The organism is Arthrobacter sp. sptzw42 (assembly GCF_059089685.1).
In genome coordinates this window covers 78,336-100,204 of record NZ_JBNHEX010000003.1, presented here as the reverse complement: position 1 = coordinate 100,204, position 21,869 = coordinate 78,336, and the positions used below count along the sequence as shown (strand labels likewise).

Below are 21,869 nucleotides of genomic sequence, written 5' to 3'. Positions count from 1 at the left end.
TGATCTGTCAGGAGCCCGACACCACAGATGCCAAGGTCGCCCTGGCGCCCCCAGTGTGGAGGTCATCCAAAGCCGTCCCGAACGCGGCCACGAAACGTGCGTTGTCGATGAGATCACCGAAAAGTTCCCGCTTGGAGACGAAGGCCAGCGGTTCATCACGCTGACGCGCTGCCGCGGCCATCACGTCCGTCTTGAGCCGGTCCACCACGTCAATCGGGTTTCCCTGTTCGTCGGTACCTTCGGCGTATCGGGCCCAGCTGGCCACGATAGCGGCCGAGCGGTGGATCTGGCCGCCGTGATCGAGGTTGATGCGGATGACCGGTAGCAGCCACTTGGGTATCCGGTCTGAGCTTTCGGCGCAGAGGCGCGCAAGGGTGTCCCTGACGTGTTCGTTGGAAAACCGCTCAATGAGGGTGCGCTTGTAATCGGTGAGGTCTATGCCCGGGACGGGGTGCAGGGTGGGGGTGGCTTCCTGATCCATGTAGTCGAGCAGGAACTGGGCGAAGAGCGGGTCTTGGGCGACTTCGTGGGCGTAACGGTAGCCGGCGAGGTAGCCGAAGTAGCACATGCCCTGGTGGCTGGCGTTGAGCAGGCGGAGCTTCATCAGCTCGTAAGGCTCGACGTCCTCTACGAGCTGGACTCCGGCGTCTTCGAAGGGCGGGCGGCCGAGGCTGAAGTTATCCTCCAGTACCCAATGTTCGAACGGCTCGCACACCACAGGCCAGGCGTCCTCCACCTCGAACTCTTTGGCAATCGCCGTGCGGTCGGCGTCGGTGGTTACCGGGGTTATGCGGTCCACCATGCTGTTGGGGAAAGGGACGTGCTCCATCATCCACCTGCCCAGGCCCGGGTCCTTCAGGGTGGCGAACGCGGTGAACATCTTCCGCGCTACGTCACCGTTGCCCTGAATGTTGTCGCAGGACATTACGGTGAAGGGTGCCAGGCCGCGGGCACGACGGCGGGACAGGGCTTCGGCGATCAGGCCGAAGGTCGTCCGGGGTGCAGCTCCGGGCCGAAGGTGGTGGACCACGTCAGGATTCTCGGCGTCGAACTCCCCGGTGACGTGGTGGAAGTTGTAGCCACCCTCGGTCACGGTCAACGAGACGATGCGGACGGTCTCGGAAGCCATCTTCTCGATCACAGCTTCGGGGTCCTCGGGGGCGAAGAGGTACTCGATGATTGAGCCGATGACCCGTGCTTCACGGCTCCCATCCGGGCTCTTGACCATCAGGGTGTACAGGCAGTCCTGGCTTTCCATGACCTGCTTCATCCGGGCGTCCCCGGGCAGAACGCCCACCCCACAGATAGCCCAGTCGTAAGCCTTGCCGGCGCTCATCAGCCGGTCCAGGTACAACGCCTGATGTGCGCGGTGGAAACCACCGACACCGAAATGGACGATCCCGGCAGTGAGTTTCGTTCGGTCATAGGCAGGTTTTGCCACAGTTTCAGGCAGCGCGCGAAGTGAGCCGGCGGTGAGTGTGGGCATTTTGGCGTCCTCCTAAGCCGTGTGCGTTGCGGTCAATGGGTGCAGTTCCGCGGTGGTGGGTGGATTGGCGCCCTGCCGCGAGCAGGTAATGGCTGCCGCTTTGTTCGCATAGGCGGCCAGCGCCTGCAGATCCGATGATGCAAGACTGCGAAGGCGTGACCTGGCGGAGGCGCCTAGGAGGTCCAGCTGTGCAAGGCCGGAGATGAGGGCGGCCATGAAGGAATCCCCCGCCCCTACGGTGTCTGCCACGACGATGGCCTCCCCTGGCAGTTCCACACGGCCCTGCCTGCTCAGGAGTACGGGCCCCTCTGCGCCGCGGGTCAGGGCCACCAGCGACGGGCCGAGCTCCAGCCAGGCAGCCAATGACTCGTCCGGGGTCCTGTTGGGGTAGAGCCACTGCAGGTCCTCATCACTGGCCTTGACGATGTCACTGACGGCGACAAAATCTTCAGCAGCCTGCCGGGCATGGGCGACGTCGCTGCTGATGGCCGGTCGACTGTTGGGGTCGAAGCTGATGGTGGCGTGAGGGCGTGCCGCCTCGACCAGGTTCCGTACTGTTTTGTCCCCGGGGGACAAAACAGTGGCAATCGAGCCGGTGTGGACATGGTGCGAGCCTTCCACTGCTGCTAGGGCGGGAATGGAGGCTCCGTTGATGTCCCAGCCGATGGAGAACCGATATGTGGCGGCGCCCGCCGCGTCGAGGGAAGCTACCGCGGTTGAGGTGGGCAGGGAACCGCTCACCAGGGTGTCCACCCCGTTGCTGCTGAGGTGCCCGGCGATGAGCCGCCCGTGCGGGTCGTCGGAGAAGTGCGTGACGAGTTTGGTACTGAGGCCCAGCCGGGCGCATCCGACCGCCACGTTCAGAGGACTGCCACCGGGTTGGACCTCCCGCGCATTGGCCCCCTGTCCCGGGTCCTCGATGATGTCCACCAGGGATTCGCCGATAACGGTCACCAATGATTGATCATCGGCATCCCCGGCCACAAGGGGGTTCTGTCGTTTTTGCATGGCTGCTTCCTCGCAGGTCAGTGCTTGATGTTCTTGCCGGTACTCCGGGTTGCGTGCTTAGCGGCCGGGGTAGACGACGGCTTTGAGCTGGCCGGGCTGCTTGCCGGCCTTGAGCGCCTCTTCCGACTCGGCGAGGGAGAACTTGCCGGTGACCAGGATGTCCAGGTCCACCTTCCCGTCCGCAATCAGCTGGATGGCCAGAGGCCAGGTGTTGGTGTAGCGGAATACGCCGGAGAGCCAGATTTCGCGGTTCTGGAGGTAGGAGACCGGTAGTTCGACGTCATCGGCCCCCAGGCCGACAAGGATAACGCGGCCGGCCGGAGCTACGGCCTTGATGCCTGACCGGACCGCCTGTGGCGCGCCGGAGGCATCGATGAAGGCGTCGACGTCGAGCCCTTCGACACTGTCGGTCCTGGCGTTGAGCGCGTGCGTAGCGCCGTGTTCGAGGGCGAACGCGAGGCGGTCTTCGGCGATGTCGCTGATGTAGATTTCGGTTGCGCCAAAGGCGCGGGCGGCCTGGGCAGCGATGATGCCGATGGGACCGGCGCCGGCAATCAGCACCCGGCTCCCGGGGCGGATCTCGGCGCGTTCGCAGGCCCAGAGGCCCACGGAAAGCGGTTCGATGAGGGCGGCTGCTTCGTCGCTGACGCTGTCGGGGATGTCGTAAGCGAAGTCGGACTGGATGGTGACGTACTCGGCAAATGCACCGTCGATCGGCGGGGTGGCGTAGAACTCGATGTCCGGGCAGAGGTTGTAGCGGCCAGCCTTGCATTGCTTGCACGTCCGACAGGGGCGCTGTGGTTCAACGGCGACGCGCTGGCCGATGCGGGCGGGGTCAACGGCGGTGCCGACGGCGGCGATCCGTCCGGAGAGTTCGTGTCCGAGGATGAGCGGGTGGTCCACGACGTAGGGGCCGATCCGGCCGTGTTCGTAGTAGTGCACGTCGCTTCCGCAGACGCCGACGGCGGCGACTTGGACCAGGACCTGGTCGGCGTCGAGCTGCGGGAGGGGCAGGGTTTCCATTGCCATGTCGCCCTGGCTCTTGAGGATGTTGGCCCGCATAGTTGCGGGCAAGCCGGAACCGGTGGCGGCTGACTGGGTGGTTGTTGTTGTCATCGAAGTATTCCTTGAGAAGAGTTCGGCGGGGAACCGGCTGACTATTTGACGGCGCCGAGGGAGAGTCCCTGGACGAGTTTGTCCTGGGCGGCGAAGCCTGCGAACAGCACTGGAAGGGAGATGACGACGGCGGCGGCGCAGACCTGGGCGAGGAACAGGCCCTGGCCGGAGACGAAGCCGGTGAGGAACACCGGGGCGGTGCCTGCCACGACGCCGGTTAGAACTCGGGCCAACAGGAGTTCGTTCCAGCTGAAGATGAAGCAGATCAGGGCGGTGGCGGCGATGCCCGGCATCGCGACAGGGGCGATGATTTTGCGGAGGATGAGCAGGAGGTTGGCGCCGTCGATCTGTGCGGCTTCCAGCATCTCTTCCGGGACTTCGGCGAGGAAGGAGCGCATCATCCAGACGGCGATGGGCAGGTTCATGGAGGTGTACATCAGGATCAGGAACCAGATGTTGTCCAGGGCTCCGACGGTTCGTGCGAAGAGGTAGAGCGGCAGGATGGCCGCGACCACGGGCATCATCTTGGTGGAGAGGAAGAAGAACATCACGTCGGTCCACTTCTTCACCGGCCGGATGGAGAGCGCATATGCGGCGGGGAATGCCAGGAGCAGCACGAGGACCGTGGACAGGATCGAGGCGGTGGCGGAGTTGATCAGCGACGGCCAGGGGCTGACGCCGGAGGTTTCGCCGAAGAATTCCCGGTACGCGTCCAGGGTGAGGTTCGCTGCGATCGAGGGCGGGTTGGTTGCGGCGTCGGTTTCGGAGTGGAACGAGGTGAGGATCATCCACAGGACCGGGACTGCGAAGAGCAGGGCGAGCAGCCAGGCGGCGATGCCGGCGGCGGTGTTGTTGCGGGTGGGGTCCATGCGTGCCTTGCCGCGACGGCGTGGGGTGCGGCCGGTGTTCAATGCGGTGGGGCCGGGAGGGGTGCTCTGCGGTGCAGCGGGGGTGAGGGTGCTCATCGTGCTGCCTCCTTCTTGAAGAGTGAAAAGACGGTGCGGAGTGCGAAGGTAGCCACGATGATGGTGCCGATGACCACTACGACGCCGGCGGCGGACGCCAGGCCGTATTCGTTGGCGAAGTAAAACGTCTGGTAGATCGCGTAGGGCAGATTGGCCGTGCCGAGGCCACCTGCGGTGAGGGTGAAGACGGCGTCGAAGTTCTGCACGATGTAGATCGCTCCGAGCAGCCCGCCGAGTTCCAGGTACTGGCGCAGGTGCGGCAGGGTCAGGTGGCGGAAGATCGCCCAGGGCGTGGCGCCGTCCATCTGGGCAGCTTCCACGGTGTCCATGGGGCGGGACTGCAGTCCGGCCAGCAGGATGAGCATCATAAACGGAGTCCACTGCCACACCAGGGAGAGGATCACTGCCATCATGGGTGCCTGCGAGAGCAGGTCCAGCTGCGGGGCTGCGGTGCTGCCGAACAGGGACCACACCCAGGTGAGGATGCCGTTGATCAGCCCGTAGGTGGGGTTGAGGAGGGCGTGCTTCCAGATCAGGGCCGCTGCCACGGGAACCACCAGGAACGGCGCGATCAGCAAGGTCCGGGCCAGGCCGCGGCCGATGAACTTTTTGTCCAGCAGCAGGGCCAGGCCCAGGCCGATGAGCAGACTGATCAGCACCACGGAGACGGTGAGGAGGATGGTGGTGAAGATTGCCTGGCGCAGGTCAGGGTCCGTGAGGACCGTGACGTAGTTTTCCAGGCCGGCGAAGGCGGTCTTGTCCGGGCTGAGGCTGTTCCAGTTCATGAACGAGATGATCAGGGTCACCACGAACGGGAGCTGGGTGACCAGGATGAGGAAGACCAGGGCAGGGAGTAGCGGTGCGCGCCGTGCCCAGGCCAGGGCGCGTTCGCGCGATTTGGCGTCTCGTGAAGGTTTGGCTGCGTGGTGTCCCGGGCGGGAGATGCGCGCCGTTGCGGTTGTCATGATGTTCTCCTGCGGTTCGGTTAGGGCTGCTTGTACTTGTTGCCGACCTTTTGGGCGGCTTCCTGGCCTTTGGCCAGCGCGTCGGCCACGCTGCCTTGGCCGGCGATGGCAGAGCTGACGCCTTGGGACACGTTCGTGCCCAGGGCGGCGAATTCGGGGATGCCCACGAATTGGATGCCGACGGCGGGGCGTTCCTGGGCGCCGGGGTTCTTCGGGTCGGCGTTCTCGATAGCGAAGCGTTCAGCTTCGAAGAACGGTGCGGCCTTCTGGAACTCGGCGTTTTCGTAGGTGGAGATGCGCTTGCCGGACGGGACCTTGGCCCAGCCGAGCTCGGAGGCGACGAGTTCCTCGTAGTCCTTGGAGCTGGCCCAGGCGATGAATTTCTCGGCAGCGTCCTGCTTCTTGGAAGCGGCCTGCATGGCCCAGGACCAGGTCCACAACCAGCCGGAAGACTTGGTTTCCTTCACGGGCGCCTGGGCATAACCGATCTTGCCCTTCACCGGAGAGTCCTCAGCTTCTAAGGCCCCAGCAGCGGAAGTTGCGTCGTACCACATGGCCACGTTGCCCTGGCTCATGTTGTTCAGGCACTCGGTAAAGCCGGCCTGCGCGGCCCCTGCTTCACCGTGCTCGCGGACCAGCCTCGTGTAAAACTCCACAGCTTCGGTGAACTCGGGGCTGTTGACCTGGGCGTTCCAGTCCTTGTCGAACCAGGTCCCGCCGAAGGTGTTCACCACCGTGGTCAGGGGTGCGAAGACCTGGCCCCAGCCCGGCTGGCCGCGCAGGCAGATGCCTTTCATACCAGGTTCCGCGCCGTCGACTTTCGCCGCTATCTCGGCGACCTCGTCCCAGGTGGGTTTCGCCGGCATGGTCAGGCCCTTGGCCTCCAGGATGTCCTTGCGGTACATCAGGAACGAGGACTCGCCGTAGAACGGTTCGCCGTAAAGCTTGCCGTCCTCGCCCGTCAGGGACGCGGTGTAGGCGGGCAGGATGTCGTCCTGGTCAAACTCCGGATCCGTGGCCACATCATCCAGCGGGGCGAGCCAGCCGTTCGCGGAATAGAACGGGATTTCGTAGTTGGAGAGGGACGCGACGTCGTACTGGCCGGCCTGGCTGGAGAACTCCTGGCTGATCTTGGCCCGGACGTCGTTCTCGGGCAGGATCGTGTAATTGACCCTGATCCCGGTTTCCTTGGTGAAGTTCTCTGCTGTGAGCCGTTGCAGGTCCTCCATCTGGGGGTTGTTCACCATCAGGACACTGATGCTGTTCGGGTCTCCGGCGGAATTGCCGCCGCCGGCACCTGCGCAGGCCGAGGCACTGAAGGCAATGCAGAGGGCTCCGGCGGACACGACGGCAGCGCGCGTTTTCGGGCGCATAAAGGACTCCTTTGTTCTTCAAGGGTGCACAGTCACCGCATAACGACTGCTGTGTCGATGCCGGACCGGGTGAGGCGACTACGACCGGGAAATCCGGTGCGCCGCTCTCTTGTTCCTCAACATTAGGGCTGTGGGGTAAGGCACAACTAGCGTCCTGGTTGCCTATTTCTGATACTAATTTTCCCGCCCTTCACTCCGAGGCAGCCATTACTCTAGGGGAAGGCGGTCAGTGTGCTGTCCATATTTCATAAACAAAGCAACATGGAGAACCATCATGAGTGTTGGGGAGCCCAAGGACGGAGCGACTGCCCGGCTGGCTGAACGACTGCTGGGAATGCGCGCTAACCGCGAAGTCATTCCGCCAGACCCCAACCACTCCGTCAGGTGGCACGAACACGACTACCCGAGCCCTGTTGCGCGGTGGAATTATCACCCTGAGTACGAGATCCACCTCATCCGTAAGGGCACTGGAAAGTACATCGTCGGTGACCACATCGGAACGTTTGAGGCCGGACACGTCTCGCTTGTCGGGTCAGGCCTGCCCCACGACTGGGTCAGTGACCTGGAACCGGGAGAAGTCCTGGAGAACCGGGACGTGGTCATCCAGTTCGACGGAAAGTGGGTGGAGCACACCGCTGCCCTCGTCCCCGAAATGGCCGAAGTCAAACTCCTGCTCGATCAGTCCGCCCGCGGTATTGAATTCCTGGGGCAGGCGGCGCGGAGCGCGGCCCTTTCCATGGAAGCCATGGGCGCTTCCACAGGACTTGCGCGGCTTCAGCACCTCATGGAGCTCTTCTCTACTCTGAGCCGTGCGCCACAGGAAGAACGGCGCTACCTCGCCGACGAATGGTTCAGGCCCCAGCTGGACGGCCAGGCCGCTGCCGTGGTCGACATCGTCCTCGAATACGTCTTCAGCAACCACGCCGGAACCCTCAAAATGTCCGACGCGGCCGCCCTGGTCGGAATGACAGAACCAACATTTTCGAAGTACTTCAAGCGCTCTACGGGCCAAAACTTCAGTGACTTGACCCGTAAACTGCGCCTCGCACACGCCCGTCGGCTCTTGGAGCGAAGCGACAAAGCCATCTCAGACATCTGCTACGAAGTCGGCTTCTCAAACCTCTCAAACTTCAACCGGCATTTCCTCAATGACGCCGGAGAAACACCAAGAAATTACCGCCAGCGCGTCCGGAATGAGCTGTAAAAAGGACGGCCGAATCCTCGCGGGGTCATGAGCGGGACTTGCTGCTGCGCTTCGGGACTTAGTGGGATGTCTTTGCCGTTTCGTCGGGACTGAATGTCTCCCGCGCCAGCCGTGTGAAATCTGCTACCAGGGCTGAAGGATCGTCACGGCGGGAGGCGAGGAACACTGAGATAGGTGGGGCATCCCGGACCAGCCGGTACACGACGCCGGGCCGGGGATTTTGCGCTGCGGTCGCCTCCGAGGACATGCCTATGGCTTGTCCGGTGGAGATGAGCATCAGCCATTCATCGACGCCCTGCACCTGTCGGAAGGACGCCGGACGTGCCGATCCGGTCCAAAGGTCTTCGGTAGTCGTTCCGGTGCGGTGGTCCACAGCCAGCGTATGACCGGCGAAGTCAGCCATGCGCAGGAAGCGTTTGCGGGCCAGTGGGTCTTCCGTGGCCACTGCCGCGTAGCGGCCTTCCTTGCCAATGAGCGTCGATGTGAAGCGGTCATCACTGATCGGGCGCCTGAAGACCGCGACATCGGCAGAGCCGTCCGCCAACCCTCCGGATGCGGCGTAGGTCTGGACCCACACCAGGTCTACGTCTGGGTGTGCCTGTGTCCATTTGCGTTGCAGGGCCGCGGTCCGGGCGCCCAGCGCCGACCATGCGTAACCTATTTTCAGTTCGCTATTGTGCTCGCGTGCCGCCCGTTCAAGGAGCGCCACCTCTGCCAGGACGCGCCGCGCCTGCGCGATGACCCTTTCCCCCGCGGGAGTAGGTGTGATGCTGCGCGTTGTCCTTTGCAGAATGCGCAACCCTAGGACGCGTTCCAGTGCCGCAACGGACCGTGAAACCGCGGCTTGGGATGTTCCGAGGTCAATGGCGGCGTCGGTAAAGGTCTGGGCGTCCACCACGGCAATCAGCGCCCGAAGGTATCGCACTTCAACATCCATACGCTCATCGTATAGAACGCCCACAGAGCACATTTCTCAACCACAGCTCGACCCCCGAAGCTTTCGATATGGAAGCTCAGCTAGAACAGGGAACGGCCCATTCCCGCGGCGCCCGCGCCCACACATCGCTAGTTCGTGGAGTTCTGACGATGACGGGAAGCGGACTCAGTAACCAGATTGGTGCCGGAATCGGGGCTCACGCCTTTCCGATGGTCGGACCGGCCGGTGTCGTGGCCGTTCGGCAGTTTGTAGCTGCCGCGGTTCTCCTTCCTGTTGCGCGGCCACCCTTCCATCGATTCACCTGGCGGCAGTGGTGGCCGGTCCTTCTGCTGGGGGCAGCGACAGCCCTCATGAATATTTGTCTTTACGTGGCCATCGACCGGATCGGGCTGGCGCTTGCCGTCACCCTGGAATTTCTTGGACCATTGGGCGTTGCGCTGCTGTCCTCGAGGAGCCGGTGGGATCTGGTGTGTGGGCTCAGCGCCGGCTTGGGAGTGTATGTTCTCGTCATGCCGGGCCCCAGCAGTGACTTCATTGGTGTTGCCGTCGCCCTGGCTGCAGCCGCCTGCTGGGCGGCGTACATCCTTTTAAACAGGGTTGCCGGTCAACGCCTGCCCGGCCTACAGGCTCCCGCCGCCGGAACACTGGTTTCCCTGGTTTTTTACCTGCCCGTAGCTGCGTATCTCCTCGTTCAGGGAGTGTTTACCGCGCCGGCGCTTCTGTACGCCGTCACCGCCGGGGTCCTTTGCTCGGTGGTCCCTTATGCCGCTGACCTGATCGCGCTTCGCCACGTGCCGGCCGGATTCTTCAGCGTCTTCATGAGCATCAACCCCATCCTGGCCGCGCTCTCCGGAACAGTAGTACTGGGACAGGTCCTCGTCCTCCACGAATGGCTCGGCATGGGGATGATCGTTGCCACGAACACAGTGGCGATCTGGCTGGCAGGGCGCAGGAGGAGGACTGCTGCTAGGCAGCAAAGCAACAGCCCTGCTCCTGCCCCCTCTGCGCATGGGGCTTCAGCGGAAAACTAACAGGAGAACCTGTGCCGCGAGGAACTTCAGGACCGCGGAACGCCCGGTCCATAAGAGCAACCAGCGATGGCCTGCCTGGCCGGTACTAAGTAATGGGAGTCGGTCAGTTCTTGAGCAGCTTCATGGTCTGGTGCGAGTCGACGCGGAAGACTGCGGGGAGTGCTGTGAGCTTTTGCATCTGGAACTGCTCGTATTCCTCGATGCCGCTCACGAGGATGCGTAAGAAGTAGTCCGGGTTGCCGAATACCTTCCGCGCTTCAACCACCTCGTCGAAAGCCACGACCGCCCGCTCGAACTCTGCGATCGTCTGCGTATCGGTGCTCCTGACCTCGACTGTGGCGGTTACTTCGAGGCGACGGCCCAGCTTTTGGGCGTCGATGACTGCACGGTAGCCGGCGATCACTCCGTCAGCCTCAAGGCGGCGCACCCGGCGCAGACACGGCGCCGGAGTCAGCCCGACACGTTGGGCCAATTCGAGGTTGCTGATACGACCATCCAATTGCAACTGCTCAATAATTGCTAAGTCCAGCGCATCGGGTTCTCTCATGTTGCCCACTATGCCTTCTAGCGGCTCAAAGCAACAACCATAGTTCGCACAATTGTTTCTACGATTGCTTTATGGGCGAAGCAGTGGTGAACAATGAGGAGACGGGCGTCCCAGGCAGCCCCAGGGAAGTCCTATCTGGCATCCGGACCGCGCTCCCCGCCGGGATAGCAATGTTCCCGCTGGGGATGGCACTAGGGGTGCTCATCTCGCAGTCCAGCCTGCCGTGGTGGACAGCACCGCTGTTTACGGGCGTGATTTTCGCTGGTTCCCTTGAGTTCCTGCTCGTTGGCATGGTGATCGCGGCCGCGCCGCTCACGTCAGTAGCGCTGACGGCACTGTTGGTGAACTTCAGGCACGTCTTCTACGCGCTCTCTTTTCCCCTCGGACAGATCCGCTCGCGCAGTCTCCGGGTGCTGAGCACGTACATCCTGTGCGATGAGGCCTGGGCACTGACGGCGCATCCCGAAGCGCGCCAATGGTCCGGTGCGCGCGTCCTTGGGATCCAATCGGTGTTTTACGTGAACTGGGTGGTCAGCGCCACGATCGGTGTACTCGCCGGTTCCCTCGTCCCGCCCGGCATAGTGGGGCTGGACTTCGCGATCACTGCGTTTTTTCTCGTGCTGGGCATCGACGCCTACCGTGTGCGCCGCTCAGTACCGATACCGCTGATAGCGCTTGCCTGTGCCCTGTTCTTCGTAATTTTTGCCGGGGACGCGATGATCCTGCCCGCCATGGGAACATTCGTTGGCTTGCTCCTTTCCTCCTACGGGTTCAAGCGCTGGAGGTCGCGTCATGGATGACACCCAATACCTCCTCGCCGTCACGCTCGTGGCCGCCGCAGTGACCTGGGCGTTACGCGCACTCCCCTTCGCGATCCTCGCACCCTTACGCAGCAGCAAACTCCTGCCCTACATCGCCGAACTCATCCCGATCGGCGTGATGGTGATTCTCACCGTCTACACCCTCCGGCACGTCAGCATCATCGACCCGGCAAGCGCAGTTCCCGCAATGTCAAGCGCAGTTCCCGCAATGTTCGGGGTGGTGGTGACATCAGCGCTGCACCTATGGAAAGCGAACATGCTGCTGAGCATCGCAGGCGGCACCACCAGTTATGTACTGCTGATTTCTACCATCTTCGGCCCAACCTGACGCGGCGCTCGGTTACTGATACAGGTGCATATTCGATTTCGAACTACTCTCGCCCTGGATGCTGGACCCGGGGCCTGCTCAAGTCTTAGCCATCCCCGGGCCCCTTTGCATACCGGGGCCATCAGGTCTGGATGAAAAGGCTCAAAGCGGTTGATTGACCGGTTGGGCCACACCCAAACCTGACGTCGGAGCGGCCTGACGTGGGAGGACTCGGCCTGTGGGGTGGAGCTCTGGGTTGTTCTCCGACGTCCGACCAGTTACATCAGGTGACATGGCCGCCCACTGCCCGAAATGGACTTCATAAGATGTGCAACTCCATGGGCTTTCCGTGTTTTCGAACTTCCGGCGACTGTCAGGGTGGATTCTGAGAACATCATGGAGCCACTGTCAGGGAAGCGGAATTTCGCTCTATTCTGATACCAGCGCGTGAGAGCGGCGCGTGCCCTCTCCGAGCAATGCAAATCAGGACGACCGCCCGAACCGAGTAAGCCACCACTATCGGGGTGGCCACCCGAGGCCGGCTTCGAGCGGTCTTGCCGCAAAGGATCTTTATCGGTTGAGGGATGCCTTGGGTCGACTCACAACCACCTCATCGTCACGGAGGCCTTTCTTCATAAGGGCAATTGCGCTGTTGTGCGCAGTTCTTCGGCTGTCGCAGTGCCGAATCCGAAGAACTCGAGGTAAGCGGGGATCATCTCGAACAGCATGTCGCTGCCCACCTGAACTGTGCATCCCTTCTGCTTGGCGGCCTGCAGGAATGGGGTCATTCCGGCCTTCAGCACGACGTCCCCGACATACGAGCCGGGCGTGATCCGGTCGATGTCGACAGGCATGGAGTCACCGTCCCTCATGCCGAGCGGGGTGGCGTTGACGATCAGGTCGTAGCCCTCCGGATCTTTTGACCCCATGGCGATCTGCACGTCAGGGTAGTGCGCGCTGATGCGCTGGGCGAGCGCGTCGGAGGCACCTGTATCGGGGTCGAACAAGCCGATGCCGGCAAGTCCGAGGCCGGCCAGTGAGGCGGCGATCGGCGAGCCCACGCCGCCGTTGCCGACGACCAGGGCCCGCTTGCCGTGAGGGACGAATCCTTTGCGCAGGGCGCCGCGGACGAAGCCTGCTCCGTCGAACTGCTCGGCCAGCAGTGATCCGTCATCTCGCCTGAGGACGGCATTGGTGGCACCGGCGATCTGGGCAGTTGGGCTGACCTCGTCAACGAGGTTCATGGTGACCACCTTGTGCGGCATGGTGACAAGCGCACCTCGGATGTTGGTTAGCGTGAAGACGGAGCGGAAGAAGTCGGGGTAGTCCTCCGGTTTGATCCCCATGGGGACGACGACTGCATCGATCGCGTGCGTTTCAAACCATGGGTTGCAGATCAGAGACGACTTGAACGTGTGGGTGGGATATCCCAGGTGCGCGATGAGCGTCGTCGTTCCGCTGATCATCGGGTTCGCCCGTTTGCGCGGTGCACCCAGCTCCGTCACTGGAACATCTGTCCAGGAGCAGAGTTGGTCGCCGTGCTCAGCCCAGTACTCGTCCCACTGTGCGAGCTTGACAGGGTCGCGCTCGAGGCCTCGCTTGCGCAGCCTGTCCTGCAAGATATCGGGAGCCACGCGGACCTGGACGACTTCGATGACAAGAAGCCGGCCAGTTCCTGGCCCTCCTTCGGGCCACGGTCGGCACCTATGACGAGGGCCCCTTCGGCTGTGGGTGCGCTGACGACGGCATCGCCGATTCCGCCGCTTGATCCGGTCACCAGAACGACTCGGTCTGCTCGTTTCATCTTTCTAGGTCCTTACTTGAGGTGTTTCCCAAAGGGTGTGCCATGGCTCCGGGCGCGGCTGCTTCAGTGGTGTCGCTCCGTGTCCTGACCTGCTGCTGCACTGGTGAAGCCCGGGTTCTCTGCCATCCCCGGTCCAGAGTGGCGCGTGCCCGTGCTGATTAGCTGTTGCCGCTGGTGGCGTGGCTTGCCCATTGCCGGCCTTCTTGTTCTTCTGTCGGCAGTCCGGAGGCGGCGAGGATCCGGTCAAGCAGCCGCTGGGTGTGAACGGCGTCGCGGCCGGAGGTCACTGGCTGGGCCCTGTCGGCGACCCGGTCCAGGAAGTGGTGGACTGCTGCTGAGAAGCCGAGCGTATCGGTCGCTGTGGCCCAGCCGTAGGCCTCGGCGCTGAGCTCCCGTGAGGTGGTGACTCCCTGGACAGTGGTCGAGACCGTTTCCGGTGCCCTGACTTCCACGGTCTTGCCGGCGCCGTAGGCGTCGAGTTTTTCACTCCAGGCACCTGCTGTCCGGGCTGCCATGAGCACTCCGGTGTTGCCTGTGCTGAAGCGGATCATGGCTGCGACGCCGTCTTCTTCCCAGGGGTCATCACCGGCTGCGTGTGCGGCCACGTCCACGGGCTCGCCGCCGCAGTACCAGCGGAGCAGGTCGACCATATGGATGGCGTTCTCGAACGTTGCGCGGTATTCCGATCCCGGGCGGTTCTTTTGCGCGACGCAGAAGGTAGCGCCTTTGTCGCCAAACAGCTCACGGCCGGCGGTGTAGACGGGGGCATAGCGGCGATTGAAGTCGACCATCAGGATGCGGCCGCGTTCATCGGCCAAGTCCGCGAGGCGTTCTGCCTCCTCAGTGGCCGGGGCCAGGGGCTTTTCGCAGAAGACGTCGACGTCGCGGCTCAGGCACAGTTGGACCGCGTGGGCATGCTCGGAGCGGGGTGTGAGGACGAAGACTGCGTCCAGGTCCTGCGCACCCAGCATGTCCTCGACCGACTTGTAGGCGGAGCCGAAGCCCCAGCGTCGGACCAGGCTGCCCGGATCCTCACGGCGGGACACCAGGGCGGCCAGCTCAACGTCATCGCGCTGTACGAGTGTGGGCAATTGGGCAATGGTAGCGATGTTTCCTGCGCCGATGACGCCGACGCGGAGGCGGTTGGTGTTCATCGAGCATTCCTTACCTGAGCGGGATCAGAGAGCATGGCGCGCAGGACGTCGGCTGATTCCCTAAATCCGTCCTCGGGCTTGGGAAGGTCTTGCCGGTGCCAGCGGTATTCAAGTTCGATGCTGAGCACGTCGTCGTAGCCGTGCTGCACCAGCCCGGCGAGAATTTGGGGCCAGGGAACGACGCCGCTTCCCACGACGCGGGACCGTACGGCCCGCTCGGAAGCGTTAACCCGGGCCGTTTCGGTTGCGCGGAACGCTGCGTTGGGATCGGTGAAGACAAGGTCCTTCACGTGCACGTGGCCGATCAGGTCGCCTTGGACAGCGAGGGCCTGTTCAAACTTTTCGTCGTGGGTGAAAGTCAGGTTCGCCTGATCGTACAGAACGCGGATGGCCGGGTGGGCGACTTCGCGGACCAGGGCTGCAGTTTCGGCCGCGGACTGGGTCATTGTGCCGAAGTGGTTCTCAACGCACAGCCGTACGCCTGCCTGTTCAGCTTCGGGTGCAAGGGTTTGCAGCGCGTCCACGAGCTTTGCCCACCGCCGGGCATGGTCGGAGTCTCCGGCATGCCAGGATCCGGCGTAGACGCGGACCCGGTCGGCCCCGACCACGTGCGCGGTTTCAATGGCGCCGCGGAATTCATCGACCGCGCCGCGCCACTCTGCGTCATCGAGTGCGTTGATGGCTGTGGTGTAGGGCGTAAGGCCTACGATCGGGATGCCTTCGCTGTCGGCAGCCTTTAGTGCCTCCATCGCGGCGTGCCGGTCTCCCAGAGGCAACCCTGACAGGTAGTCGTCCTGGTAGATGACTTCAGCGGCGTCGAGGCCGGCAGCTTTGAAGAGCGCTAGTGCCTGGGGAACCGTGTGGTCCGGGGTTCCGAGTGTGTGACCTGCAAGCCGCATTATTGGTCGTCCTTTCTGGAAGTGTTTGGAGCCGCTGTCCAGTCCGCAGGACCGACCAGCCGGGGTGGGGAGGGGACGCGGGACCGGTCGACGATCTCCATCAGCAGGCCCCAGGGGGTAAGGAAGTAGGTCCAGCGGTTGCCGGCTACGCGCGGGCTGTCGCCTGCGACTTCTTTGCGCTCACCGAGCACCCGCACCCCAGGTGTTTCCTGGAGCACGGCGACCGCTTCGTCGACGTCGTCCACGACGAAGCACAGGTGGTGTCCGCCGGCATCGCAATGCCGTGGCGGGGTTTCGCGCCGCTCAGCGCTGCTCCACTCGAAGAGTTCAATATTGAGGTTCGGGGGCAGGCGCAGCATGGCCAGCGTGAGTTTCGCATCTGCCGGGACTTCGAAGTTTGTGGGCATGAATTCTTCGTCGGGACCCCGCTCTGAGCGGTACAGTTCCTCGGCCCCGAGCACGTCGACGAAGAACCGGATACCCTCCTCGAGGTGGGGGACGGTGAGGCCGACGTGGTCCGTGTGCTGGAGCCCCGGCAGCCGCCGCAGTGTTCCTGCCGGGGCGCCGTTAGTCTCCGCGGTCATTTGCGTGGTCCCGAGGTGGAGGCACGGACCAGAAGTTCAGGTTCGAGGACGATGTGGTCCACGGAGCCGTCGATGTTCTGCTTCTCGGCCAGTTCTATGGCGATGTGTCCCATGTCGGCGATGGGTTGCCGGATGGTCGTGAGGGGAGGGTTGAACCGGGCCCCCAAAGCCAGACCGTCGAAACCGATGACCGACACGTCCTCCGGTACGCGCACGCCGCTTCGGCCGAGGGCCGAGATTACCGCAAATGCCACCATGTCATTTGCCGCGATGATGGCGGTCGGCGGATTCTCCATCTCGAGGAAATGTTCGGCCCCGCGCGTGCCGGCATCCAGATCTGACCCGCTGTCCAGCACCACAGGTGCGCTGCCGCTCTCAGCGGACAGCTCCAGATACGCGTCCATCCGGTCCTGGGCGGTGTGCGTTCCGGCGATGCCGGAAACGTAGCCGATCGACGTGTGCCCCAGAGAATGCAGGTGGTCCAGCGCGAGCATGATTCCGCGGCGGCTGTCGACGGTGACAGTTGGGACCGCATCGTCGCCTTCAACCCGGTCGATCACCACCACCTTGTGGCCAAAAGCGAAGCGTTTCAGCGCCTCGGTATCGACCTTCGTGGAGGGGGCGACGATACCGAAGGGGGCATACATGGCCTGCATGGCGGTGAAGTACCCGTCGGTCTTGGCAGGGTCACCATTGGTGACGCAGAGCAGCAGCTGGTAGCCGCGCTCGTCCGCCGCCTGCGTCATCGTCTTGGCAAGTTCTGCAAAGAACGGGTTGGTGATGTCAGGGACGATCAGCGGGATGAAGGTGCTGGTCTTTCGGCGAAGCGCCTGGGCGAGTGGACTCATTGTGTAGCCCAGCCCCTCAGCGACCCGGAGGATGTGCTCGCGGGTTTCAATTTTCACCGCTTCCGGGCGGGAGAATGCCCGGGAGACCGTGGACCGGTGGACACCGGCGGCCTTCGCAACGACGTCGATACTCAGATCAGGCATGTTCTCTTCCTCCGTGCTGGTCGTCATAGGCCTGCCAAATGGGGCGCATGACGTCTTCGATCTGGGCCAGTGTAGGCAAGCCCTGGAATCCATCTTCCAGCGTCTGGGCGACCCGCCGCACGAACGGATCGTAGAGAGGGTCGCTGTCCACGTCGATCCTGGCGCTCTCCGTGGTCCCATCGGCTGCGGTGAAAGTAGCAGAACCATCAGAGTTAACCGAGGCGTATCCTGCCTCACCAACAGACGTATAACTGCAGTAACGCTTCAACGGCGAACCCGGGAATGCGTAGCCAACCTCCACGATGGCTTCCCGTCCCTCGGGCGTAGTGAGGATGAGACTGGCGTGGTCCTCCACATCTCCCCCGTGCAACGTTGACGAAAGCCGGGCCTGCACACGAACCGAGGTCTCGTCACAGCCCTGCAGGAACAGGTCCACGAAGTGTGGACCCAGGTTCGCCAGGCACCCTCCGCCCGCCTTGGCCGGATCCAGCATCCACGCATTGCCGTTATCGACATAGCGGGAGGGCGGTCCGGCAATAAAAGAGATTCGCTGATACGTTGGCCTGCCAGCCTTGGCGAGCCACCGATCGGCGGGACCGCCCCGCTGGATCAGCGGGACGGTAGCGGGCACACCGGCTGCATCGGCGGCTTTGCGCACCGCAGTAAGTTCGGCAAGGGACGTTCCCAGCGGCTTTTCCACCACAAACGGAATCCCACGCTCGATCAGGGCATGACACTTCTCGGCCATCCCATAATGGGGGCCAAAAACGTAGGCCAGCCCAATATCGGGAAGGTCAACCAGCTTCCGCCAGTCAGCTTCCACCGGAGCTCCCCAGCCATCGGCAAGCCCCCGGACGAGGGACACGTCCTCGTCACTGACACCGACAACCTGATGCACTTCGGCAATCGCTTGGACGTACAGCGGAACGTGCCAATGGGAAGCACCAAGAATGATCGTGCGTGGACCACTCATCTGCCAGCCCCTTTGCTAAGTATGAGATCGATTGCTGAGATCGGTTGCAATAACAGTATGGATGGTGGGAGAGTTTGTCAACGACACTTCAACAGTGGCCCAGGTAACAAGGAGCATCGTCCCGCCTGGGCCCCGAGAAAGGCCAGCCATGTACAAGAAACTTCGCACCCTGCAGACCATCGACGCATCAGGCGCCGTCCTCATCGTCCGCCTCGAGAACGCTGAGGTCGCAGAACGTGTTGCCGAAGCTGCCATCGCCGGAGGCTTCCGTGCCCTTGAAATCACGCTCTCGATCCCTGGAGCCGTCGATGTAATCCGCCGGCTTTCGGTTAGGCATAGCTCGAATGGCGTAGCGATCGGAGCTGGAACGGTGCTGGACGAGCACTCGGCCTACGAGTGCATCCGCGCCGGGGCTGAGTTCCTCGTCAGTCCCCAGCTGAACCCGGCAATGATCCGGACAGCAAACCGGTACCAGATACCCACCATCAGCGGGGCCTACACGCCGACTGAGCTTGTTAACTCCGCCGAGGCGGGCGCTGACATCCTCAAGCTCTTCCCCACCGAGGCTGGCGGCATCCCCTATGCCAAGTCCGTGCTCGCCCCGCTTGCCCATCTGCCTATCATGCCGGCAGGCGGGGTAACCGTAGAGAACGTAGGCGAATGGTTCGCGGCGGGCGTGGCAGGTGTCGGCGTCGGCAGCTACGTGACCAAAGCATGGCAGCCCGATGGCGACTTTACCCGCGTCACCAAAGCCGCCGAGGAGTTCCTGTCAGCAGTGGCAGAGGCCCGCCGATGACAGTCCCCAGCGTCTATATTGTTATTGGCCCGGCCGGCTCAGGGAAAACGACGGTCGCGCAAAAAACAGCAAAAGAACATAACGCGGCATACCTGGACAAGGACCGGGTATGCGGACGCTTCGTCGAGTTCGCGCTGAAGGCGACCGGACACGACCCCACCGACCGGGAGTCCAACGACTACTATCGCGACAACCTCCTGCCCCTCGAGTACGAAACACTCATGGACGTGGCCGGGGCCAACCTGCGCCTGGACCGGTCCGTCGTGCTCGATGCCCCTTTCGGAGCCTACTTCGACGAACCGGACTTCCTGACGCGTGCGGCAGAAAAGTTCAACTGGCCACCGTCTGTGACCACGGTAGTGCGGGTGAGCGTCCCCCAGGACCTTCTGCGGGACCGGATTGCCCGCCGCGGCCTGGAACGGGACCAGTGGAAACTTTCCCACTGGGAGGAATACTGGTCCGTCTACGGGAGCTTGGAATGCGCGTGGTCGGGAGCCCGGTTCGTGGACTACAACAACGAGACACCCCTTCCGGCGGAGGGGTGATGGCTGAACCAGCAGACCGGCCCGGTTCGGCCAGTTCTACGCCAGCCGCTCTTGCAGCCCGCAGCATGAACGGGCCACACCACTCCTAATCCGGCCGAGGCCGCGCGTCTGCCTCCCGAGGACAAAGCGTGTGCCCTCCCTTAGAGACGGCAAAGCCAGAAGCTGCGACGTGGCTCACAAAAAACGTTGACAAGCCTTGTTTGTCGCCCGTAGTGTTTGTTGCAACCGATCTCTGCAACCGATCTCAGCAATCGATCTTATTGGCACCGGTGAAAAGCCGGAGGACTGATTGCCTCTGGTTCAATCCCTAACCCCTCCTCAGCAAACGTGAAAGTATGGAGAGTTCAATGAAGACCTCAAAAGATGCGCTCGACAGCTCGGGCCCTTCTGAATTTCCGGAAGTGCCGGAGCCGCCCCGGCGCTCCGTCAACATGGTGGCAGGCACGATCGGCCACTTTGTGGAGTGGTACGACTGGTACATCTACGGGTTGCTGGCAGCGGTGTTCGCGGGACAGATATTCCCAAGCGAGAACCCGTTCGCGTCCCTTGTCGCAGCGCTGCTCACCTACGCGGTCGGTTTCGTTGTACGCCCGCTCAGCGGAATTATCATTTCGCCGCTGGCCGACCGCTACGGCCGCCGGCTCATCCTTACGCTGTCCATCTCCGGGATGGCGCTCGGCTCTCTGATCATCGGCCTCACCCCTTCATTCGCGACGATCGGCTACGCAGCACCTGTTCTCTTTCTGGTTGCACGCATCCTCCAGGGAATCTCGGCCGGCACCGAGCAGCAGAGCGCCATCGCGTTCATGGTCGAACACGCTCCCGCGAACCGGAGAGGCCTGTTCGGCTCGTTCTCCAACATGGCAAGCGGCCTCGCGACCCTCGCCGCGACCGGTTCGGCCGCAATCGTGACATCATCCTTTGCTCCCGCCGAACTCGCAGCCTGGGGGTGGCGCATCCCCTTCGTTGTGGGCGGCGCCCTCGGCGTCGCCGGTCTCATCCTGCGGGCCCGCTCGGATGAGACCCCTGAGTTTGAGGCAGCTGCCCTCGTCGATCAAAAGTCCGCCTGGGCGCGCCTGAAGGACCTGCTCCGCGAACACCCGAAGGCCCTGCTCCAGGCAGCGGCACTCTCTGCCCCGGCCGTGGCCTACTACACCTGGGCCACGTTCCTCCCCACCTACGCCAAGCTGACCACGGGCCGGGACCTGTCCTCCACCCTGGCCGGGAGCGTTATCGGGCTGGCCTTGCTCGTGGTCATCGTGCCGGTCTGTGGATACCTTTCGGACCGCCTCGGCCGCCGCAAGATCTTCCCCATCATCGGCGCCATCGGCATGATCGTACTCTTCTACCCACTGCTCCTGCTGCTGAACCAGCCAGGCTTCTGGGTATACGTTCTGGTTTCGGCATCCGGGTGGGTAGTTCTCGGTATTTGGCAGGCCGTTTACCCGACAATCCAGGCAGAGCTCTTTCCGGCCTCAGTCCGGGTAGCAGGCATCGGTTTCGCGCACCAGATCGTCATCGCCGTCTTCGGTGGCACCGCACCACTTATCGCCGCTGCATTCGTCGGCGCCGGACAGCCCATGTTCGTTGCGTACTACATGATCGCCATTGTCACCCTCTCCCTCATCGTCTACTTCACGCTCCCCGAGACCGGCAGCAAGGGCCCGCGTGCCACCGTCGCACCGGCAGACCCCGAAGTGCTGGAAGGAGAGCACCTGCTCTTCGATGCTCCACGCGGCGGGACCCAGACGAAGAATTCCAAGCCGTAGACCTACATCTCCTCCGCAACACTGCACATGAGGAAAGCCCTCGACCCGCTCCGGTCGAGGGCTTTCCCCTTCCCGGCCGTGGCCGACTCCAAGATGAAGCACACCCCAACCTCGCACAAGAGCATAGGCTCGGGCCCCAGAAATAGGAACGTAAAGTGGTCCACTGCGAGGCTTTAAGGTCCGACGCCGCCCACAGTCAGGGACGATTCTGATGGGTTATCCACCGCTACTGCTGCTCTGGGAGCTAATCCAGGGGCTCCCAATATCCAGCTGTGGATAACCCGAATTGCCCCCAACTGTGGACGGAACAGGGTCGCCGAGCGCAGCTTGTCCGAGCCTCGCCGGGTTGACGGAAACGCTTTTGAGGGCGAGGTGAGCCCGAGGAAGCACGCCTCGTGACCGAATTCGCTGGGATAGCAGTCCGCGCCGCCTTCGACGGATAGATGGGCCGAACTTACCGACGCCGGTCACCAGACGACGTTCGGCGAAATCTACCAGCGGGTCCGCGGACAACTCGGTACCACCGCTGGAATCACTCGAATACGCGGTTAGCTGTAAAGGCTCATCGCTGGACGCAGATACTGCTTCCGACT

At 63.0% G+C, this 21,869-nt stretch carries 21 protein-coding genes; 7 read left to right on the top strand and 14 right to left on the bottom strand.

Annotated elements, in window-relative coordinates:
* Nucleotides 1-7: 7 nt before the first annotated feature.
* Genes AC5RT4_RS04515 through AC5RT4_RS04490 form a run of 6 tightly spaced genes read right to left on the bottom strand, consistent with a single transcriptional unit; the run spans nucleotide 8 to nucleotide 6,913 of the window.
* Nucleotides 8-1,486, bottom strand: a complete 1,479-nt coding sequence (locus tag AC5RT4_RS04515; RefSeq protein WP_494104969.1) for a mannitol dehydrogenase family protein — start codon at nucleotides 1,484-1,486, stop codon at nucleotides 8-10.
* A gap of 12 nt (nucleotides 1,487-1,498) precedes the next feature.
* On the bottom strand, nucleotides 1,499-2,494 hold the full coding sequence (locus AC5RT4_RS04510) for a carbohydrate kinase family protein (protein ID WP_494104968.1): 996 nt from the start codon (nucleotides 2,492-2,494) through the stop codon (nucleotides 1,499-1,501).
* A gap of 57 nt (nucleotides 2,495-2,551) precedes the next feature.
* Nucleotides 2,552-3,610: an NAD(P)-dependent alcohol dehydrogenase gene (locus AC5RT4_RS04505; RefSeq protein ID WP_494104967.1), complete on the bottom strand. Its 1,059-nt coding sequence runs from the start codon at nucleotides 3,608-3,610 to the stop codon at nucleotides 2,552-2,554.
* 41 nt (nucleotides 3,611-3,651) lie between these two features.
* On the bottom strand, nucleotides 3,652-4,575 hold the full coding sequence (locus AC5RT4_RS04500; RefSeq protein WP_494104966.1) for a carbohydrate ABC transporter permease: 924 nt from the start codon (nucleotides 4,573-4,575) through the stop codon (nucleotides 3,652-3,654).
* Complete coding sequence (locus AC5RT4_RS04495) at nucleotides 4,572-5,540, bottom strand: carbohydrate ABC transporter permease (protein WP_494104965.1); 969 nt, start codon at nucleotides 5,538-5,540, stop codon at nucleotides 4,572-4,574. The genes AC5RT4_RS04500 and AC5RT4_RS04495 overlap by 4 nt, the downstream gene beginning before the upstream one ends.
* Before the next feature lie 20 nt (nucleotides 5,541-5,560).
* Nucleotides 5,561-6,913 (bottom strand): ABC transporter substrate-binding protein, encoded by a 1,353-nt coding sequence (locus tag AC5RT4_RS04490; protein WP_494104964.1) that lies wholly within the window; start codon nucleotides 6,911-6,913, stop codon nucleotides 5,561-5,563.
* Nucleotides 6,914-7,187: 274 nt separating this feature from the next.
* Between AC5RT4_RS04490 and AC5RT4_RS04485 the strand changes: the two genes are divergently transcribed.
* A complete protein-coding gene (locus AC5RT4_RS04485; RefSeq protein ID WP_494104963.1) occupies nucleotides 7,188-8,117 on the top strand; it encodes an AraC family transcriptional regulator in 930 nt (309 codons plus the stop codon).
* 58 nt (nucleotides 8,118-8,175) lie between these two features.
* Here AC5RT4_RS04485 and AC5RT4_RS04480 read toward each other — a convergent pair whose 3' ends face one another.
* Nucleotides 8,176-9,054 carry a LysR family transcriptional regulator gene (locus AC5RT4_RS04480; RefSeq protein ID WP_494104962.1) on the bottom strand — a complete coding sequence of 293 codons (879 nt, stop codon included), beginning with the start codon at nucleotides 9,052-9,054 and terminating at the stop codon, nucleotides 8,176-8,178.
* Nucleotides 9,055-9,404: 350 nt separating this feature from the next.
* Between AC5RT4_RS04480 and AC5RT4_RS04475 the strand changes: the two genes are divergently transcribed.
* The gene (locus tag AC5RT4_RS04475; protein ID WP_494104961.1) at nucleotides 9,405-10,085 is read left to right on the top strand and encodes an EamA family transporter; all 681 of its coding nucleotides are present in this window, start codon (nucleotides 9,405-9,407) and stop codon (nucleotides 10,083-10,085) included.
* A 103-nt stretch (nucleotides 10,086-10,188) separates the two neighbouring features.
* On the opposite strand, the gene AC5RT4_RS04470 is transcribed toward AC5RT4_RS04475, so the two are convergent.
* Entirely contained in the window at nucleotides 10,189-10,632 is a 444-nt protein-coding gene (locus AC5RT4_RS04470; protein ID WP_494042205.1) for an Lrp/AsnC family transcriptional regulator, read from the bottom strand.
* 71 nt (nucleotides 10,633-10,703) lie between these two features.
* Between AC5RT4_RS04470 and AC5RT4_RS04465 the strand changes: the two genes are divergently transcribed.
* Together AC5RT4_RS04465 and AC5RT4_RS04460 are read left to right on the top strand one after the other, a co-directional pair.
* A complete protein-coding gene (locus tag AC5RT4_RS04465; protein WP_494104960.1) occupies nucleotides 10,704-11,432 on the top strand; it encodes an AzlC family ABC transporter permease in 729 nt (242 codons plus the stop codon).
* The gene (locus AC5RT4_RS04460) at nucleotides 11,425-11,781 is read left to right on the top strand and encodes a branched-chain amino acid transporter permease (RefSeq protein WP_494104959.1); all 357 of its coding nucleotides are present in this window, start codon (nucleotides 11,425-11,427) and stop codon (nucleotides 11,779-11,781) included. Before AC5RT4_RS04465 ends, AC5RT4_RS04460 begins: the two co-directional genes overlap by 8 nt.
* A gap of 611 nt (nucleotides 11,782-12,392) precedes the next feature.
* Here AC5RT4_RS04460 and AC5RT4_RS04455 read toward each other — a convergent pair.
* From AC5RT4_RS04455 to AC5RT4_RS04430, 6 genes are all read right to left on the bottom strand, one after another.
* On the bottom strand, nucleotides 12,393-13,394 hold the full coding sequence (locus AC5RT4_RS04455; RefSeq protein ID WP_494104958.1) for a shikimate dehydrogenase family protein: 1,002 nt from the start codon (nucleotides 13,392-13,394) through the stop codon (nucleotides 12,393-12,395).
* A gap of 328 nt (nucleotides 13,395-13,722) precedes the next feature.
* Nucleotides 13,723-14,718 (bottom strand): Gfo/Idh/MocA family protein, encoded by a 996-nt coding sequence (locus AC5RT4_RS04450; RefSeq protein ID WP_494104957.1) that lies wholly within the window; start codon nucleotides 14,716-14,718, stop codon nucleotides 13,723-13,725.
* Nucleotides 14,715-15,617 carry a sugar phosphate isomerase/epimerase family protein gene (locus tag AC5RT4_RS04445; protein WP_494042493.1) on the bottom strand — a complete coding sequence of 301 codons (903 nt, stop codon included), beginning with the start codon at nucleotides 15,615-15,617 and terminating at the stop codon, nucleotides 14,715-14,717. Before AC5RT4_RS04445 ends, AC5RT4_RS04450 begins: the two co-directional genes overlap by 4 nt.
* Nucleotides 15,617-16,201 carry a VOC family protein gene (locus tag AC5RT4_RS04440; RefSeq protein WP_494042492.1) on the bottom strand — a complete coding sequence of 195 codons (585 nt, stop codon included), beginning with the start codon at nucleotides 16,199-16,201 and terminating at the stop codon, nucleotides 15,617-15,619. The genes AC5RT4_RS04445 and AC5RT4_RS04440 overlap by 1 nt, the downstream gene beginning before the upstream one ends.
* On the bottom strand, nucleotides 16,198-17,193 hold the full coding sequence (locus tag AC5RT4_RS04435) for a LacI family DNA-binding transcriptional regulator (protein WP_494042491.1): 996 nt from the start codon (nucleotides 17,191-17,193) through the stop codon (nucleotides 16,198-16,200). Before AC5RT4_RS04435 ends, AC5RT4_RS04440 begins: the two co-directional genes overlap by 4 nt.
* The gene (locus tag AC5RT4_RS04430; RefSeq protein ID WP_494042490.1) at nucleotides 17,186-18,166 is read right to left on the bottom strand and encodes a Gfo/Idh/MocA family protein; all 981 of its coding nucleotides are present in this window, start codon (nucleotides 18,164-18,166) and stop codon (nucleotides 17,186-17,188) included. Before AC5RT4_RS04430 ends, AC5RT4_RS04435 begins: the two co-directional genes overlap by 8 nt.
* A gap of 148 nt (nucleotides 18,167-18,314) precedes the next feature.
* Between AC5RT4_RS04430 and AC5RT4_RS04425 the strand changes: the two genes are divergently transcribed.
* From AC5RT4_RS04425 to AC5RT4_RS04415, 3 genes are all read left to right on the top strand, one after another.
* Nucleotides 18,315-18,962, top strand: a complete 648-nt coding sequence (locus AC5RT4_RS04425) for a bifunctional 4-hydroxy-2-oxoglutarate aldolase/2-dehydro-3-deoxy-phosphogluconate aldolase (RefSeq protein WP_493947874.1) — start codon at nucleotides 18,315-18,317, stop codon at nucleotides 18,960-18,962.
* A complete protein-coding gene (locus tag AC5RT4_RS04420; protein ID WP_494104956.1) occupies nucleotides 18,959-19,507 on the top strand; it encodes a P-loop nucleotide/nucleoside kinase family protein in 549 nt (182 codons plus the stop codon). Before AC5RT4_RS04425 ends, AC5RT4_RS04420 begins: the two co-directional genes overlap by 4 nt.
* A 347-nt stretch (nucleotides 19,508-19,854) precedes the next feature.
* Entirely contained in the window at nucleotides 19,855-21,276 is a 1,422-nt protein-coding gene (locus tag AC5RT4_RS04415; protein ID WP_494104955.1) for an MFS transporter, read from the top strand.
* Nucleotides 21,277-21,869 lie beyond the last annotated feature (593 nt).